Annotated in this window: 24 protein-coding genes, 2 pseudogenes and 1 riboswitch; of the genes and pseudogenes, 9 read left to right on the top strand and 17 right to left on the bottom strand. The window is 52.3% G+C overall.

Annotated features, from left to right (window positions below; all coding sequences use genetic code 11):
- Positions 1–3: 3 nt before the first annotated feature.
- Positions 4–1,107, bottom strand: a complete 1,104-nt coding sequence (locus tag CV945_RS05690; RefSeq protein ID WP_100659325.1) for a methionine biosynthesis PLP-dependent protein — start codon at positions 1,105–1,107, stop codon at positions 4–6.
- Positions 1,108–1,306: 199 nt separating this feature from the next.
- Positions 1,307–1,417, bottom strand: a riboswitch (SAM riboswitch).
- Positions 1,418–1,609: 192 nt separating this feature from the next.
- Between CV945_RS05690 and CV945_RS05685 the strand changes: the two genes are divergently transcribed.
- Genes CV945_RS05685 through CV945_RS05675 form a run of 3 tightly spaced genes read left to right on the top strand, consistent with a single transcriptional unit; the run spans position 1,610 to position 3,332 of the window.
- Positions 1,610–2,338, top strand: a complete 729-nt coding sequence (locus tag CV945_RS05685) for an alpha/beta hydrolase (protein WP_100659324.1) — start codon at positions 1,610–1,612, stop codon at positions 2,336–2,338.
- 38 nt (positions 2,339–2,376) lie between these two features.
- Positions 2,377–2,901, top strand: a complete 525-nt coding sequence (locus CV945_RS05680; protein WP_033010483.1) for a YjcG family protein — start codon at positions 2,377–2,379, stop codon at positions 2,899–2,901.
- Positions 2,898–3,332 carry a GNAT family N-acetyltransferase gene (locus tag CV945_RS05675; protein WP_100659323.1) on the top strand — a complete coding sequence of 145 codons (435 nt, stop codon included), beginning with the start codon at positions 2,898–2,900 and terminating at the stop codon, positions 3,330–3,332. The genes CV945_RS05680 and CV945_RS05675 overlap by 4 nt, the downstream gene beginning before the upstream one ends.
- 117 nt (positions 3,333–3,449) lie before the next feature.
- Here the strand turns inward: CV945_RS05675 and spoVIF are convergent, their stop codons facing one another.
- From spoVIF to CV945_RS05660, 3 genes are all read right to left on the bottom strand, one after another.
- A complete protein-coding gene (gene spoVIF, locus CV945_RS05670) occupies positions 3,450–3,707 on the bottom strand; it encodes a sporulation-specific transcription regulator SpoVIF (protein ID WP_033015693.1) in 258 nt (85 codons plus the stop codon).
- A 126-nt stretch (positions 3,708–3,833) separates the two neighbouring features.
- Positions 3,834–3,962, bottom strand: a complete 129-nt coding sequence (locus tag CV945_RS05665) for a YjcZ family sporulation protein (protein ID WP_013146038.1) — start codon at positions 3,960–3,962, stop codon at positions 3,834–3,836.
- A 76-nt stretch (positions 3,963–4,038) separates the two neighbouring features.
- Positions 4,039–4,275: a hypothetical protein gene (locus CV945_RS05660; RefSeq protein ID WP_015374185.1), complete on the bottom strand. Its 237-nt coding sequence runs from the start codon at positions 4,273–4,275 to the stop codon at positions 4,039–4,041.
- A gap of 113 nt (positions 4,276–4,388) precedes the next feature.
- On the opposite strand from CV945_RS05660, the pseudogene CV945_RS05655 reads away from it, so the two are divergent.
- Positions 4,389–4,724 (top strand): annotated as a pseudogene (locus tag CV945_RS05655) (thioredoxin family protein); the annotation flags it as partial.
- 138 nt (positions 4,725–4,862) lie between these two features.
- On the opposite strand, the gene CV945_RS17215 reads toward CV945_RS05655, so the two are convergent.
- From CV945_RS17215 to CV945_RS05605, 11 genes are all read right to left on the bottom strand, one after another.
- A complete protein-coding gene (locus tag CV945_RS17215) occupies positions 4,863–5,033 on the bottom strand; it encodes a hypothetical protein (RefSeq protein WP_193443533.1) in 171 nt (56 codons plus the stop codon).
- 20 nt (positions 5,034–5,053) lie between these two features.
- Positions 5,054–5,914, bottom strand: coding sequence for a DUF421 domain-containing protein (locus CV945_RS05650; protein ID WP_100659322.1), 861 nt, complete (start codon positions 5,912–5,914; stop codon positions 5,054–5,056).
- Between the two features lie 12 nt (positions 5,915–5,926).
- A complete protein-coding gene (locus CV945_RS05645) occupies positions 5,927–6,133 on the bottom strand; it encodes a DUF1657 domain-containing protein (RefSeq protein WP_100659321.1) in 207 nt (68 codons plus the stop codon).
- A 12-nt stretch (positions 6,134–6,145) separates the two neighbouring features.
- Entirely contained in the window at positions 6,146–6,502 is a 357-nt protein-coding gene (gene spoVAE / locus CV945_RS05640; RefSeq protein WP_100659320.1) for a stage V sporulation protein AE, read from the bottom strand.
- Position 6,503: 1 nt separating this feature from the next.
- Complete coding sequence (gene spoVAD / locus CV945_RS05635) at positions 6,504–7,517, bottom strand: stage V sporulation protein AD (RefSeq protein ID WP_100659319.1); 1,014 nt, start codon at positions 7,515–7,517, stop codon at positions 6,504–6,506.
- Positions 7,517–7,996 carry a stage V sporulation protein AC gene (spoVAC, locus tag CV945_RS05630; RefSeq protein WP_033010470.1) on the bottom strand — a complete coding sequence of 160 codons (480 nt, stop codon included), beginning with the start codon at positions 7,994–7,996 and terminating at the stop codon, positions 7,517–7,519. The genes spoVAD and spoVAC overlap by 1 nt, the downstream gene beginning before the upstream one ends.
- Before the next feature lie 11 nt (positions 7,997–8,007).
- A complete protein-coding gene (locus CV945_RS05625) occupies positions 8,008–8,478 on the bottom strand; it encodes a YhcN/YlaJ family sporulation lipoprotein (RefSeq protein ID WP_232722021.1) in 471 nt (156 codons plus the stop codon).
- A gap of 102 nt (positions 8,479–8,580) precedes the next feature.
- Positions 8,581–8,787 carry a DUF1657 domain-containing protein gene (locus CV945_RS05620; protein ID WP_033010468.1) on the bottom strand — a complete coding sequence of 69 codons (207 nt, stop codon included), beginning with the start codon at positions 8,785–8,787 and terminating at the stop codon, positions 8,581–8,583.
- A gap of 160 nt (positions 8,788–8,947) precedes the next feature.
- Positions 8,948–9,151 carry a holin gene (locus tag CV945_RS05615; RefSeq protein ID WP_100659317.1) on the bottom strand — a complete coding sequence of 68 codons (204 nt, stop codon included), beginning with the start codon at positions 9,149–9,151 and terminating at the stop codon, positions 8,948–8,950.
- A 27-nt stretch (positions 9,152–9,178) separates the two neighbouring features.
- The gene (locus CV945_RS05610) at positions 9,179–9,403 is read right to left on the bottom strand and encodes a hypothetical protein (RefSeq protein WP_047817950.1); all 225 of its coding nucleotides are present in this window, start codon (positions 9,401–9,403) and stop codon (positions 9,179–9,181) included.
- A 274-nt stretch (positions 9,404–9,677) separates the two neighbouring features.
- Positions 9,678–10,007, bottom strand: coding sequence for a spore coat protein regulator protein YlbO (locus CV945_RS05605; RefSeq protein WP_047817949.1), 330 nt, complete (start codon positions 10,005–10,007; stop codon positions 9,678–9,680).
- Positions 10,008–10,161: 154 nt separating this feature from the next.
- Between CV945_RS05605 and CV945_RS05600 the strand changes: the two genes are divergently transcribed.
- Both CV945_RS05600 and CV945_RS05595 read left to right on the top strand, forming a co-directional pair.
- Complete coding sequence (locus CV945_RS05600) at positions 10,162–10,878, top strand: BMQ_0737 family morphogenetic spore coat protein (RefSeq protein ID WP_094239721.1); 717 nt, start codon at positions 10,162–10,164, stop codon at positions 10,876–10,878.
- 102 nt (positions 10,879–10,980) lie between these two features.
- Positions 10,981–11,748 (top strand): tropomyosin, encoded by a 768-nt coding sequence (locus tag CV945_RS05595; protein ID WP_033015674.1) that lies wholly within the window; start codon positions 10,981–10,983, stop codon positions 11,746–11,748.
- 411 nt (positions 11,749–12,159) lie between these two features.
- On the opposite strand, the gene CV945_RS05590 is transcribed toward CV945_RS05595, so the two are convergent.
- On the bottom strand, positions 12,160–12,510 hold the full coding sequence (locus tag CV945_RS05590; protein ID WP_033015715.1) for a DUF1360 domain-containing protein: 351 nt from the start codon (positions 12,508–12,510) through the stop codon (positions 12,160–12,162).
- 179 nt (positions 12,511–12,689) lie between these two features.
- On the opposite strand from CV945_RS05590, the gene CV945_RS05585 reads away from it, so the two are divergent.
- The 3 genes from CV945_RS05585 (at position 12,690) to CV945_RS05575 (ending at position 15,264) form a co-directional block, all read left to right on the top strand.
- Entirely contained in the window at positions 12,690–12,992 is a 303-nt protein-coding gene (locus tag CV945_RS05585; protein ID WP_100659316.1) for a hypothetical protein, read from the top strand.
- A gap of 155 nt (positions 12,993–13,147) precedes the next feature.
- Positions 13,148–14,152, top strand: coding sequence for a phosphotransferase (locus CV945_RS05580; protein WP_100659315.1), 1,005 nt, complete (start codon positions 13,148–13,150; stop codon positions 14,150–14,152).
- Entirely contained in the window at positions 14,149–15,264 is a 1,116-nt protein-coding gene (locus CV945_RS05575; RefSeq protein ID WP_100659314.1) for a glycosyltransferase, read from the top strand. Before CV945_RS05580 ends, CV945_RS05575 begins: the two co-directional genes overlap by 4 nt.
- Before the next feature lie 72 nt (positions 15,265–15,336).
- Here CV945_RS05575 and CV945_RS05570 read toward each other — a convergent pair.
- Positions 15,337–15,765: pseudogene (locus CV945_RS05570) on the bottom strand (sugar phosphate nucleotidyltransferase); the annotation flags it as partial.
- Between the last annotated feature and the right edge of the window lie 124 nt (positions 15,766–15,889).

The following is a 15,889-nucleotide window of genomic DNA, read 5'->3' as shown; positions in this document are numbered from 1 at the left end:
CGCTTACACCTCTTTCATGTGTTTGAACGCTTGCGCCAAGTCGGCGATTAAATCATCCGCATGTTCGATGCCGACCGAGAAGCGGAGCAGTCGGTTGCAGACGCCGTTTTGGATGCGGATTTCTTCCGGAATGTCGGCGTGCGTCTGCGTCGCCGGGTACGTGATGAAGCTTTCGACTCCGCCTAAGCTTTCCGCGAATGTAATGAGGCGCAAGCTTTTTAAAAACCCGTTCACCCACTTTTCATCGGCAATCCGGAACGACAGCATCCCGCCTCTTCCTGGATATAAGACGTCTGTAACATCTTCATGTTCGCGCAAAAAGGCGCTGATGCGCTTGGCGTTTTCTTCATGCTGGCGCATCCTTAGCGCCAGCGTTTTCATCCCGCGAATCAACAGCCACGAATCAAACGGCGACAAAACCGCGCCGATGGCGTTCTGATACTCGGCCAGGCGTTGACAGAGCTCCTCGCCCTTGGCGACGACAAGGCCAGCCAACACGTCGTTATGGCCGCCTAAATATTTCGTGGCGCTGTGGATGACAATATCGGCGCCTTGTTCGATCGGGCGTTGGAGCACCGGCGTGTAAAACGTGTTATCGACGATCAGCAGCAGCCCATGCCGTTTGGCGAGCTTGGCGACCGCCGAAATATCCGCCTCCTGCATCAATGGGTTCGTCGGCGTTTCCAAAAAGATGGCTTTCGTTTTTTCCGTGATTTTTTCTTCCACAGCATCAAGATCGGCAAAATCGACGTAATGAAAGCCGAGACCGTACTTGCGCCAGCCGCGCTCAAACAGGCGGTACGTCCCGCCGTAAAGGTCGGCCGATACGAGAAACTCGTCTCCGCTCTCAAACAAGGCGAGCACTGTCTGAATGGCGGCCATGCCGGAGCTGAACGCATAGCCTTGGTCGCCGCCTTCCAGTCTCGCGATCGCTTCTTCGACGATTTTGCGCGTCGGGTTGCCGGTGCGGATATAGTCAAACCCGGTCGACTCCCCGATGCCGGCATGGCGGTAGGCGGTGGAAAAATAAACTGGCGGGTTGACCGTCCCCGTCACCGTTTCGCTCCGGTTGCCAATTTGCGCTAACAGCGTCTCTAGTTTCTCCATCTCATCTCTCTCCTTCTGTTGAAAATTCCATCATGGATCAACAGCCAACCACTTAACGCCCAACGAAGCGCCGCTGTTGGTCAAGCAGCGGCTGAGGGCCTTGATCCTCGACGCCTCTCGGTTGAGGGAGCAGCCGCTTGAGCAAATAAAAAAAGTCTTCTAAGAAGAAGACTTTTCCATACGCACATGGTCATGCTTCTTCTTATCTGCCGAATTGAATGCTCAATTCGCTGGATTTAGCACCTGGCCGTCGGGCGGCTGGTTGCTGAAGCTTCATTGGGCCAGTTCCCTCCGCTTCTCTTGATAAGAACCGCTGCGTATTTAATTTTGTTAATTGTTAATTTATTAAAAAATGTAACGCATTCCGGCCATTTTTGCAAGTCATTTTTTTGCCGGCGCCAATGTTCGGCAAGTTCACGAAAAATTCGAGCCCTTCGTTAACATCTTTTTGCCTAAATATGTTACAATAACAAGTGAACTTGCGCTTTCATGGAGGATGATCATGGCGACAGCAACAGGAACGATGCGCGATTATACGCTTTACAGCAGGGAGCTGCAAGAAGAAATCGGGTTGCTTGTCTACTTGCCAAGCAATTTTTCTCCGTTGCATAAATATTCTTTATTAATCGCGCAAGACGGCAAGGATTATTTTATGTACGGAAAAATCAAAACCGTGATCGAGACGCTCATGGACGAAGGAACGATCGACCGAACGATCGTTGTCGGCATCCCGTACCGGAACGTCAGCGACCGCTACGAGAAATACCACCCGGCCGGTCGAAAAAACGAAGCCTATATCCGCTTTTTGGCCCATGAGCTCGCGCCGTTTTTGGATCGCGAGCTGCCGACGTATCAAATGGGCAAAGGACGAGCGCTGATTGGCGATTCGCTGGGAGGAACCGTTTCGCTTCTAGCCGGGCTGTTGTATCCGCATACATTTGGAAAAATCGCCATGCAGTCTCCTTACATTGACGACTCGGTGCTCGAACGCATCCGCGCGTTCCGCGACCCGTCGCTTCTTTCCCTTTACCATTCCGTCGGCGCAGAAGAAATGGCGGTCAAAACGACGGACGGCCATGTACGCGATTTTATCACCCCGAACCGGGCCGCACGGGACTTATTGATCGAAAAGCGGTTTCCCTACACGTACCATGAATTTGCCGGCGGGCATGCATGGACGTATTGGCAGCCGGATGTGCCCCGGGCGGTATCGGCCATTTTGTCGCTGTAAATAACGGCAAACGAACCATCTAAAGGAGGGAAAGCGGAATGAAGTACGGCATTGTCATTTTTCCGCCAAAGCGGATTCAAGACTTCGCCAACTCGTACCGGAAGCGGTACGACAGCCATTACGCCCTCATCCCGCCGCACATTACATTGAAATACCCGTTTGAGGCGGATGAGGAGCAAATCAAAGAAATGACGAAAGAGCTGCGCCGCATCGCAGCGGAAACGGAGCCGATTCCGATCAAAGTGACGAAATTCAGCTCGTTTTACCCGACAAGCCACATCATTTATTTGAAAGTCGAGCCAAACGAAGTGCTGGAACGGTTGCACGAGCAGCTGCACAGCGGCTTGTTTGCCGGGGAGCCGGAATTCGTGTTCGTGCCGCACATTACAATCGGCCGCGATTTGCCGAATGCGGAATACGCTGACGTCTACAGCCAACTGCGGCTGCAAAACGTCCATTTTGAAGAGACGGTCGACCGGTTCCACCTTCTTTACCAGCTCGAGAACGGATCATGGACTGTCTATGAAACCTTTATCGTTGGAGGAAAGGAAACGGGAGAATGAACGTCGCCATTGGAACAACGGAAGACCGCGCGTTGTATGAAGACGCGTTGCGCGTCCGTCGGATTGTATTCATCGAAGAGCAAAACGTGCCGGAAGAAGAAGAAATCGATGTATTTGAACATGAATCGTTCCATCTCGTCCTATACGATGGCGAACAAGCAATCGCAGCCGGCCGGTTTCGCCTGGTCGATGAAGGGGTTGGCAAAGCGGAGCGCATCTGCGTTTTGCCGGCTTACCGCGGCCGCGGCGTCGGCCGGATGGTGATGGAGGCGTTGGAGCAGCTTGCGAAAACAAAAGGGGCGAAAAAAGTGAAGCTGAACGCCCAGACGCACGCCGAACCGTTTTATAAGAAGCTCGGCTATGAGACGATATCCGGCGTGTTTATGGACGCCGGCATCCCACATGTCACGATGGTGAAATCGCTCGAATGATGGCCATAGAACAGCCTCGTCTACACTGATCCAAGGCTTGGGATCATCGAACATCGTTTCGCTCTCCTGAGCCAAGCAGAGCAAAAGGGAGCTTTGCGCACGCAAGCTCCCTTTTGCTTACTTTTTGTTGTTCAACATATTGGCGATCGTGTTCAAATCAATTTGTTTGCCGTTATGGACGATCGCCTTGACGATTTGATCCTCAAGTTCTTTTGGCACTTTCCGGTTGGCAATTTGCGCCACCCGCTTCACCACTTGGCGCACCGTTTTTTCATCGCTGAAATTGGCGTTTTGCAGCGAGTTGGCGAGCTCAAAAACGTCTTTCATATTGACACCTGTTTTCTGTTCGATGTTTTTAAAAAATTGCTGATCCATCGTTCCGCCTCCTTCTCCCTGCTATATCGTATGATGCTCCCGCCTCGGCGTGCATCAAATTAGGGAAAGAAAAATACGAGCCGCTCCGTGGCGCCGAAACGGCCCGTATCCCATTCGCTTTTTCCGTTAGGCGACAAATGCCGCGCCGACAATAATCAACAAGATGAACAACACGACAATCAGCACAAAGCCACCGCCATAGCCACCGCCATAGCCGTAGCCGTAAGGATAACCATAACCGCAGAAGCCCATCATAATGTGCACCTCCTTCTCCGTTTACTGTATCGTATTCACCGGCTTAGCGGAGCGTATGGGCGCAAAGGCCATTTTGTCATCCAAATCGGCGGAACAGCTCGGCAAATTCCCGCTCCTTCTTCGCAAACCATTGCTCGATGTAGTCCAAGTTGCCTTGTACACTTTTTAAAAATCCATTGTTCAATTTTTCGATTTCTTGCAGCTGTTTGTTAAAGTCCTTTCCCCATTGTTCAAACAGGCGGATGAACGTTTCATGCCCTTCTTTGCGCGACGCAACCCAATTTTCGAGCGCTTTTTCCAACTCTTTGCTCACACTTTCCCCTCCTTTCTTACTGTTGTATGCAAAAACGACTGCCCGAGGTGAAGGCGTCCCCGTTCTTTTTTTGCCTTGCCATATGGTAAAGTAAAGATGAACGGCAACATGAAAGGGAGGGAACGAATGTGAGACAAATTGAAACAGTTGAGCAATTCGAGGCGGCCATTTCCGGCGATAAGCCAGCGATTATGAAGTTTTACACAACTTGGTGTCCAGACTGCGTGCGCCTGAACATGTTCATCGATGACATCATCCGCGATTACGGGCAGTACGACTGGTTCGAAATCGACCGAGACCAGTTTCCAGATCTTGGTGAGAAGTACCAAGTGCTTGGCATTCCAAGTCTTCTTGTGTTCCGAAACGGGGAAAAAATCGCCCATCTGCATAGCGCCGATGCGAAAACGCCGGAAGAAGTGCGCGCCTTTTTGCAATCGCTGCCGGCTTGATAGCCCTGCCGCGCCTCCCACGGCTCTGCCTAAGGCACGGCATGAAAACCGCCGCCCACGCTTCGGGCGGCGGTTTTCACTCCAGAGCGTATTTGATTGTATTTTCCACACGTGCCCGTACACATCCAGACGGCAGACTTAGTATTCAATCTCGTCGTAATCTTTCGGCTGGCGCGTCAATTGCGGATTATCAAACATAAATTCAATCGAAATTTCCTCATCGGTCGTCCGCGTTCGCTCCGGACGGCCGTTCGTTTTTAATTGGATTTGGATTTCCTCATCGGTTGTTTTCGTTCGTTTGTTTTCCATTGTTTTTGTCCTCCTCAACGTTAGTTTCGCAGCAGCGGCTGGACTTTTTGAATGAGCTCCGTCATTTTTGCCGCCTGTTTTTCATAGAGCACTTTTGCCTCTTGCGAATCGGTTTGCAGTGCGTACAATTCGAAATCAGCTTGCACTTTTTTCATCGCAGCCAACAGCAGCTTTTTCTCTTGCGGTTCCGCCACTTGAATTTTGTCGTCATACAAATCGACCGTCAGCTGCCCATACGAATCCACTTGGGCAAGAAAGACGTTTTCCACTGCCACTCCTTGCTTGTCAAGCTGTTCCTTCAGCCAGCCGCGGCCAAGCCCCATCGTAGCGAGCGGCTCATCCAAAATCATGCCGTCCATGATGACCGTCTGCGGCTCTTTTTCCCGCGGCGGGTTTGGGAACACGTCGCCGACAGTGAGCGGCTGCTTTTCCCGCTTCAGCAACACGTTCAAGTCGCCGTTCGGCTCAAGCACCGCAAACTCGACGTCGGCGACGCGAAACACATCTTTTTTGCGCAGCTGTTCGAGCAGCTCGTCAACCGTATATTTCTCCCGTTTCAAATTTTCCTCTAAAATTTTGCCGTTTTTAATAAAAACCGTGGAGTTGCCCTCGACAAAATCGCGAAATTTCTTGTTGCGCAGCGAGAGTCGAGCGACAGCCACTGGAAACAGCGACCAAATCAAAATGCTGGTGATGCCTTCTTGCAGCGAAATTCCTAAGTCGACCGACATCGTTCCAGCGATATCGCCGACGGTAATGCCGACGATGTATTCAAAAAACGACAATTTTGATAATTGCTTTTTGCCGAGAATGCGGGTGATCACAAACAACCCGATTAAAATGCAAATCGAACGAATGGCGGTTTCTAACCATATAGGCATCGATCATGCTCCTTACTTTCCGTGATATTGCGGCTCCTCGAACTCGAGCCGGCCGATCCGGTCTTTCAGTTCGGCGATGATCTCCTCAGTGGAAAGCATCGCCTCATGAAACGTCCGCTGCGCCGTTTCATCCTGGGAAGTGAGCGCCAGCTGTTGCAGCCCAGCGTGAATGCCTTTTAGGCTCGCCAACGTTTGTTTCACTTGCGAGGCAACAGTCATCCGCGTCCCTCCTTATCCTTTCGGGCGGAACAAGAGCGCTCCGATAAACCCGAACACAATAGCGGCGGAAATGCCGGCGCTTGTCACTTCAAACATGCCGGTCAACACGCCGACAATGCCGTGTTTTTCCGCCTCTTGCATCGCGCCGTGAACGAGCGCGTTGCCGAAGCTTGTAATCGGAATCGTCGCCCCGGCGCCGGCAAAATCAATGAGCGGCTCATACAAACCGAATCCATCCAAAATCGCCCCGACGACGACGAGACTCGTCAACGTATGCGCAGGTGTCAGTTTAAACACATCCATCAAAATTTGCCCGATCACGCAAATCAGCCCGCCGACGACAAACGCCCAAAAAAACATGGCCAACACGCTACGCCTCACCTCCGTACTCGATCGCCACCGCATGGGCGATGCACGGGATCGTTTCGTTTTGCTGAAACGACAATGGCGACAACAGCGCCCCTGTCGCCACCGCCAAAATGCGCTTCAGTTCGCCGCGGCGCATCCGTTTGATGAGATGCCCGTAAACGACGACAGCGGAACAAGCCGCCCCGCTCGCTCCGGATAAAACCGGCTGTCCGTCACGGTAAATGAGAAGTCCGCAATCTTGGTAGCGCTCTTCATCGATGTCAATGCCGTGCTGACGCAGCAAGTCAAGGGAGACTTGGCGTCCGATTCGCCCTAGATCGCCGGTGACGATCAAATCGTAATACGATGCATCGATTTGCATGTCGCGCAAATGCGCCTCAATCGTATCGACCGCCGCCGGCGCCATCGCCCCGCCCATGTTGAACGGGTCGGCAAGCCCCATATCCACAACGCGGCCGATCGTCGCTGCCGTCACGCGCGGCCCGTCCCCTTTCGGGCTGACGATCGCCACGCCAGCTCCCGTTACCGTCCACTGCGCTGTCGGCGGCTTTTGCCCGCCGTATTCGGTTGGATAGCGGAACTGCTTTTCGACAGCGGTGTTATGGCTTGACGCACCGGTTAAGATATAGTCTGCCCCGCCATAGTTGGTAATAAAAGCGCTGAGCGCAAGCCCTTCCATGGAGGTTGAGCAGGCGCCAAAAATGCCAAGATACGGCATGCCGAGCGTCCGGGCGGCAAAACTTGTCGGCGTCATCTGGTTGATCAAATCGCCGGCGATGAGAAACTGCACGTTTTCCTTCTCTAATCCGGCCTTTTCCATCGCCTGAAACGCCGCCTCCTCAAGCAACACGCGGTGCGCCTTCTCATACGATTCCTCGCCAAGCCATAAATCTTCATGCAAAAGATCGAAATCATCAGCGAGGCGGCCGTTCGCTTCAAACGGCCCGCCGACGGCAGCGGTCGCGATAATCGCCGGCTTGTTGGCAAACACCCATGTTCGGTGCCCTTTGAGCATTACAATCCCCCCCACTGGGTCGCAATCGTTTTGACAAGGGCGATGACAAACGCGGCAAACGTGCCGAACAAAATGACCGAGCCGGCCAGTTTAAACATGTTCGACCCGACGCCGAGCACAAACCCTTCTGTCCGATGCTCAATAGCAGCGGAAATGACGGCGTTGCCAAATCCCGTCACCGGCACAGCGCTCCCCGCCCCGGCGAATTGAGCGATCCGGTCATAGACGCCGAGGCCAGTTAAAATCATTGACAAAAACACCATCGTCGCAACCGTTGGGTTCCCTGCTGTTTGTTCGGTGAAGTCAAAAAAGTACATGTAAAAATAAGAAATCGCCTGTCCAATCACGCAAATGATGCCGCCGACGAGAAACGCGCAGGCGCAGTTGCGGACGATCGGGCGCTTCGTTTCCCGCTCTTTTTCAAATAAGTGATACTCTTGTTGGACTGGAGTCAATTTTTTTCGCTTTTCATTCGCCATAACGACACCTCTTATGTTTGCTCTTTGCTCAGCGCCTTAATGCGCCCGATTTCGCGGTTGACTTTTCGCCCATCCCAATGCCGTTTCCCCATGTTCGCTTTTAACTCCTTCGTTTTCCAAAAAATTTTCAAATCACTGGAAGAAATGATGTCATAACCAGGAAACATGTTGCGCAATCGGCTATCGACGTCCTTTTCAATCTTCTTTCGATTCCACCGCTGCAAATGCGGAATTTGATAAGCAACGAGCAACTTCTCGCCCGTGTTGACCGCGACAACATCCCGGACGTCGTCGCGTTGGCGCAAATAGGAGGCGGCCCGCTCGGCCGGCCCTTGGTCAAGCTCGGCGTTCTTCGTCGTCCCGGATGTGTGCGCCCGAAGCAAGTTTGCCCCTTGCAGCGATTGCTTTTGTTCGGTTTCCTCTTTTGCGCAGCCGCTGACCGCGATCACCACGGCGACAACGACCAACCACCATGTTTTCATCGCCATCAACCCATTCGTTTTATGTATTTCCTTGAAGCGGGGGAAAAGGTTGGCGTGCTGCCAACCTTCCCGCCCCCAACATAACATCCGCCTCAGCAAATGTTATTGTTGTTTATATTGTGGCTCTTCGTTTTGAATTTCTTGCACGCGTGAGTTCACTAAATCGATGACGGCTTGCGTTTGTTGAGCAGCTTGTTGGTAAAGCTGTTTAGCGGCTTGGTTTTCCGTTTGCAACGCAAACGTTTCAAAGCTGGCTTGAGCGGCTTTTAATCCCGCTAACGTTTGTTTCACTTGTGTAGCAACAGTCATGACTTATGTCCTCCTTAATGGTGTGGAATTGTTGGTGACAATCATTAGAATGTTTTTTTTGCCGCTGAATTATAATTGTAATTTTCTGTAAAACAACCAGTCATGTTTCCTGCTCCTTTAAGCGCAAAAAGGGCGCCTTTGCTCGAGGCGCCCTGATCGTTCATGATTTTTTATCGATTTTATCAAAATAACCGCGGCCGAGCGACGGGTTGTTTAAAATGCCGGCCATCACCAAAATGCTTAACAACGCATGATACAGATGTTCGTACTTGCCAAGGTCGATGTCGACGCCAAACGTCTCCAGCGCCAGTACGACAAACGACCCGATCCCGAGCCAAAGCCCGTAGTTTTTAAAACGCTCCACCGTTTCTGTCCCCCACTTGCTCCATGGCTAAATCCATGAGAATGGTCTCCGCTCCCCTTCGTCCCGGTCATGGCCTTCTTCATGATGCTTTTCTTCATCCCGCACATCTTCGACCGCTTCGTCCTCATCGTCCATGCGATGCGGGAACAGCCATGGGTCGCGGATTCGTCCGCGCGGCGCAATCACAACATCATCAGCGTGAATGATCAGCTTGTCGACATGAATGACTTTTGCTTTTTTTCGATCCGACATGCCCATCCCCCCTTCCTTTCGCCTACGTTGCACTGTTAGACTATGCAAGGAGAGGAAGCGGAGTATAGGCGCTTCTCACGGATTTGTGCTATTTCTTTACGACCGGCGGCCGGCCGCAGCCGCAGCCTCTCGGGCGCCGCACTGGCTGGGTTGTTGAAGTGAGCGCCCAAGCCGTCGGTTTGGGCGAGATTGGTTTCGTCATGGCCTCATCCCTCCAGATGAAAAAAATGTATGGCTACTGCTATTGTATGGCCCTATCGGCCAAGGGTGCGCCTCATTTTTCCTTGCGCTCGTCCGGGTGGGGCACAATCGCGTTTTCTTGGCGCAGCGTACGGAAAAACCAGCTGTCCGGCCGTTCTTCGTCACGTACTCCTCCCGTCTCTCCTTGCAGCTGCTGCAGCTGGCGGCGAAGTTCGTCGTTTTGTTTCATCAGCTGCTTTATTTGCTCATAACGTTGCTTGCTTTGGTAAGCCAGTTCCCTTAACACTACATTTTCTGCCTCTGCTTCTTCGAGCCGGCGCTCCAGCTCAGCAATCCGCTCAGCCAGCCGCCGTTCATCTATCCCTTTTGTTCCTGCCTTCGCCGCTCCCCGTTGTTCTCTCATTCGTCATCTCCCCCTTTATTTCATCGTCCGGCAGACGCCTGCCGACAAAAAATCCGCATCTGTCCCAACACATTTACCTATATCATTCATAGTATACAGTAGTCCCAAACCATTAGGCGTTGGGGAACAAATGAACGATAGGAGGAACGAGAAAATGGGCCATTACCGTCGCGATACGGAAAGGGTATGCATCAGAACACGCAAAATTTATGACTGGGTGACGCGGCAAATCGACGTGCCATTAAAAAGCTTCAGCGGCGATGATTTGGAAACGATTTTCCCATCGGACACTTGTCCGGGAGACGGGACGATTTGCGACTTTTTGGCGGCGCAAAACATGGACCCGCAAAACTTTGCCATTCGTTGTTTCTTGACAGACGCTGCCGGAAATCCAATCGATCCGGTTGTTGACCAGGATGCGCTGATTTGCCAAGAAATCATGCAGCCAAACGGCCGGCAGCCCGTCAACGTCACCCTTCCTTCCGGGGAGACCGTGACATTGCAAAAAGTCAAAGCGCTCGTCAAAGGACACGTCGTTGTGCAAATTGTCAGCCCGACCGGCACGGTGATTAGCCAATCGGCGCCGATTCCGTTTGCCACGGCGCAAACATTCATCTTATGCGCTCCGGAAGGCACGCAGCTCAATTGCCATATTTCCTTCTTTGAATGCGATACAAGCTTAGTTTGCACGGACAACTTCACTCAACTCGACGTTTCCATCACCTTATGCCTTGAAGTCCAAGTGGAAGCTGACGTCAAAATCGAAGTTGAAGCCCGCTTCTGCCAACCGCGCGAAGAACTTGCCGAAGCTGCGCTGTGCCCGACAACCAAATTCCCGCCACAATGCCCGGACGTATTCCCAGCAATGTAACGTCCCGCACCGCTTAGGCTGTTGTTCTCAACAACAGCCTTTTTTATATGGCATTTGCCTTCCGCGTATACATAAGATAAAAATGGAAGGGGTGGAAAACGAGTGAAAAATGCGAATGATGACCGGCACCTCCGCCTGCAGCAGCAAATTATTCACTACCGGTCTGAAGCCGCCTCGTGCAGGCAACAGATCAAGCAGCTTGAGGCCGAACTGGAAAAAGAAAAAATGCGCAGCGCCTATCTAAAAGAAAAATTGCGTGAAGCCGAAACAGTCAACGCCGAAATGTACAAGAAAAAGATCGCGGCCTTGGAGCGCCAGCTTTTGTTGTATGAAATCGCGCTCGAAGAGGCAGAGCATCGCGTCTCCGGACCGCAACAAACCACCGGCGCCGATCCAGCCGCTTCCGTGCTGGCGCTGTTTCATTACTCGGTTATGATCCCGACGCACCTTGATGAAGAAGAAATTGTCGTGATTGGCGACTTCATCATCCGCAACAGCGGAACCGCGCCGCTTCACCATCCGGTCGTCTGCCTCCGCATCTCGCCGCCGAAAGCAGCGGTGCTGAGCGGAAAAATTGCGCTCCCCCAAAGCGGGCGCGCCGCACAGGAGGGGCTGGCTGACAGCGGCGCCGAAGGTTGGACGTTCATCCAAGAAAACTGGCGGGAAAAAGTGCGGCAAAACGGCGAATATTGGATTGCCCCGCTCCATGGCGTCCCCATTGAACCAGGTGAAGAACGGCGCTTTTCCCAGTTTGAGATTGCGGTTCGACCGTCCGGCAACGTCCGCTCCCTGACAGTCGACGGCTTCGTATATGGCGCTGAACTGCCCAAAGGCGCCGCCGCGGCCAACCGCATCGCCGTCCAATGGTAAACGGAGCCCGCCCCATCCAATGGAGCGGCTGCTTTTCCCGGCCGGCTTCAGCCGGCCTCGTCTTGTCGGCAGCAACGATCTTTGCTTGACAGCAGCAGCGGGGGCATGATGCTTCAAGTGTCCAAGACCAACCGAAAGACAATCTCCCGCCGGCGGAAGCCGTCGGCCAGCCATCCAGGCGGCAGCTTTCCGCTGCAGCCGGTCCGGATGACGCAAGCTATATAGATGCAATTTAAAGCTTTAACATTTTTCGTCTTTGCCGGTCATTGCATCCGACTGTCGAGTGACCGAACAACGCCGCGTGACGGAGGCAAGCCACACGCTTGCCTTCGACAGTCGAAAATGGGCAAACCACTTTTCTGTCAAGGATATGTTAAACTTCTTTGTTGCATCTATATAGCGTCTCTCCCCTTACGATAGCCACTTGCTGACAACCGTTTCAATCAGCGCCGCCCCGCCGGCGACTGCGAGCAGCACGATCAGCGGCTGGAAAACGGCCGGCCAAGCAACAACCCCAATATAACAAAACGCTGCACACCATATCCCGGTGCACCAGTAGCAACTTAGCAGTTCGCCGATCCAGCGCCGCAATCCGCTGCCCTTCAAAATGAGAAATACTTCTTTTCTTCCGTCCGGAAGCTCCTCCTCCACCCATTCATGGAAAGGCCGGCGAAGCCAGGCGGTGATCGTATCGTATACGATGAGCCTCGTCAGGCGAAAGCTGGCTAAACAAAGAAGAATAAAGGAAAACGGGTCATCCACGTTCCTCTCCCCTTTCCGCTCGCCGCGGCCGCAAAAGGAGGCGTGCGCTTTTTCCGCCTCCTCGGCCCGGCAGCAGGCGAACCTGCTCCGGTGCGGACGTTTACCCAAACGCTCTCCTACGCCAATCATATGATGGAGTATAGGTTTTTAACACAAGAGACAAGAAAGGAGGCGACACAATGTACCGTGTCTTTTTTGAGCGGCGGCCGACCCGCCCCCGCCTTTCCCGCGCCCTGTACGACCAGCTGACGGCGCTCCCGCCCAACACAGAAGTGAACGTGCACACGGTCAAGGAAACATACTACAATGCAGTTTTTCTCGGTTTTAAACCGCGAACCAACACTGTTTCGCTGCTTGTTGACCGCTTTTATGAAGAGGGAGGGCGCACGCTGGCCATCAATGCGGCCGCCATCACCTCGATCGATCTCCCCGCTTCCATGCGTTCCGATTCACAAAAACAGCTCGAGGACGAGGAAGAATAATCAAGAAAAGCCTTGCCGGCCAGCGCCAAAGAGCGCGGTCGGCCTTATTTTTTGCCGCCCCTTTTCGCCATGGCCTAGTGCACCTGTCTATACCAACTCGTTTCCCTTTACATACACTCTTATTAACCGACCATTGGCGCTAGGAGGAACTGATCGTGGCCTCAAAACGATCCCGCTTGTTGTTTGAAGTGTTGCACAGCTACGGCCTGTCGGAAACCGAGGTGGATATCGCCGGCGAGCTAAAAAAGGAAAAAGTATGGCTTCTGCAAAACAAAAAAACGGGTGAGCGGTGCGTACTAAAACGGCTGAATGAGGATAAAACACCTTTCCCGATTTTGCTTCATTCCAAACTGTATGAAACTGGATTTCACGTCCCAAAAATGATCCGGACAAAAACAAAGCAACTTTACGTTCAACGAAAAAACCACTATTACTACTTGATGGAGTACGTTCCCTCAAGCGGAAGCAAGCCCTCATTCCAGCAACGGATTGAATGGTTGGCCCGTTTTCACAAACACAGCCTATTCGACGATTGGATCGATCCCCATCCGCCGTCCTTCCCCGAACCGACCGACATACTGGATGCACACCAGGAAAAGACGGCGTATTTACAGAAACAGGCAGAGACCGTTAATAATGGGACCTCTCTTTCTCATATAATGAAACAGATGGCCCAGCTTGCGGCCAAAAGCTATGCGCTGCTTGAAAAAAGCGATGTCGCTGACTTTTGCCGTGAAGCGGCGAAACGGAAAGCCATTTGCCATGGGGATTATAACAGCAACAATCTTTTATTGGCCGAAAACAATAACGTGATGATGATTGATTTTGACCGCGCTTACTACGGCCTCCCGCTCGATGATTTTCGCTTTTTGCTCATTTCCTTAACAAGAAACCCGAAAAACAACGTGGTCAAAAGACTTCGGTCATTATTTGAAATCTATTTCTCCATTTGTCCGCTCTACGCTTCGTATCAAAGCGTCTACTTAGCTGATGCCATGTTTCCGCATGTGTTTTACAGCGAAATCATCGGCCAAGAGACGCGAAAGCGGGCGACAGGCAGCCAGCCGCCGTTGGACTTGCTCATCCGCCTCGCTGAGCAGGAAAGGAAAAAGTTCGCTTTTTTGTCCGACTTGTCGAAAAGCGAGGGATCAAGAACATGAAACGAACGATCGCCCATTTTATCCATGAAAAAATGAAAATTAACCAACGGTTTATTTACAACCAAATGGTTCGTTTGAAAAAATACCGGCCGATCATTATCGGATCGTTCGCCGATGACGGCAGCCATCCGTTTCCGCTTGTCAATTATTACCATCTTAACGATATTGGCCATTTCGGCCGCTTCGCCAAAAAGCAAAACATCGTCGCCATTCACGCCCATCATGGAAAACACGCCGTTGAAATTCTTCCGCTTTGTGTTGCCCATGGCATTCCCCTTATTGTCAGCATCCGCGGCCGCGACGGGTCGGCGAAATATAACAGCTTCCGGCGCAACCAAAAGCGGTACAGCCTGCTTAAAGAGCACGGAGCGCTCTTTCTTCCCGTTTGCCGTTACCTGGCTGACGAACTCGTTACGTTAGGATTTCCCCCAGAAAAAATCCATGTCCTCTACGGCGGCATTGAGCTTGATTTATTTCCGTACCGCGAACGGACCATTCCAGCAAGCGGGGATATCATCATTCTCTCAATCGGCCGGCTCGTCGAGAAAAAAGGGTTTTTAACGCTCGTGCGCGCCTTTTGGCGCGTGCGGGCGAAACACCCGCGCTGCCGTCTCCGCATTATCGGCGCCGGAAAAGAGGAAGAAAACATCCGCCGGCTTGTCAATGAGCTCGGTCTCGCTCCGTTTGTCGAATTGCCCGGCGCTATGGATGCCGCCGCCATTGCCCAAGAAATGGACCGCGCCCATCTGTTTTGCTTGGCAAGCGAGACAGCTCCGGACGGAGACATCGAAGGCATTCCGAACGTCCTGAAAGAAGCGATGGCAAGCGGGCTGCCCGTTGTCTCAACCAACCATGCCGGCATCCCTGAATTGATCGAACACAGACGCACCGGCTACCTCGCCCCAGAAAAAGACGACAAAGAGCTCGCGAACGGCATCTGCTTTTTCCTCGAACATCCGGAGCAAGCCCCCTTGTTTACCAAACAGGCGCGCAAGGTGATCGAACAACGGTTTAACCTTGCTAAGCAAATGAAGGAACAAGAGCGGCTGTATGATTTAATATCTTCCCGAAAGAAGTCTCCCACTTCTAAGCGAAGTGAAAGTGGGAGATGAATGTCGGTTGGCGTTAGCCAACGAATAGGATAAAATCTGGTTAGAACGGACACCTTCGGAACGAAGGGACTCGATCAGCTGCCGAATGGCTGGAACGCCGTTAGGCAGCACGATGTCGTCAGGCAACAGTACGGCCAACGGTTCGCTCCCGACAAATGACTTGTCAAGCCGGATTGCATCTCCCAATCCTCTCGCGTATGGCTGGCGCGTATAATACAGCCGTCCTGGCGGAACGAACTCATCTTTTAGCAAGTGCGCTTTGTTTTGCCGCTCTAAAAACGCTTCAAGCTCCAAGGAGCGGTCAAAATAGTCGACAATTAAATTTTTCGTCCTCGATACGATCATGAGCAGCTCTTCGATTCCGGAGGCAAACGCCTCTTCGACAATGTATTGGATCGCCGGTTTGGCGCCGATTGGAAACATCTCTTTCGGAATCACTTTCGTCACCGGCAAGCTTCTTGTCCCATATCCGGCCGCGGGGATGATCGCTTTTTTGACCATCGTTGTCCCCCCTTGTCTTCTTTTTATACCTTATCGTATTCGCTTTCGAATGGCAGGGAAGGTTGTCCGGCGAAAATAGGCCATGTCATTTCCAGCGTTTTAGGCGCTTGCCATATGGCAAACA

The sequence above is a fragment of the Geobacillus sp. Manikaran-105 genome, from assembly GCF_002809955.1.
GTDB lineage: Bacteria > Bacillota > Bacilli > Bacillales > Anoxybacillaceae > Geobacillus > Geobacillus thermophilus.
Note: the sequence above shows the minus strand (reverse complement) of the source record. Positions and strands in the feature narration are given on the sequence as shown.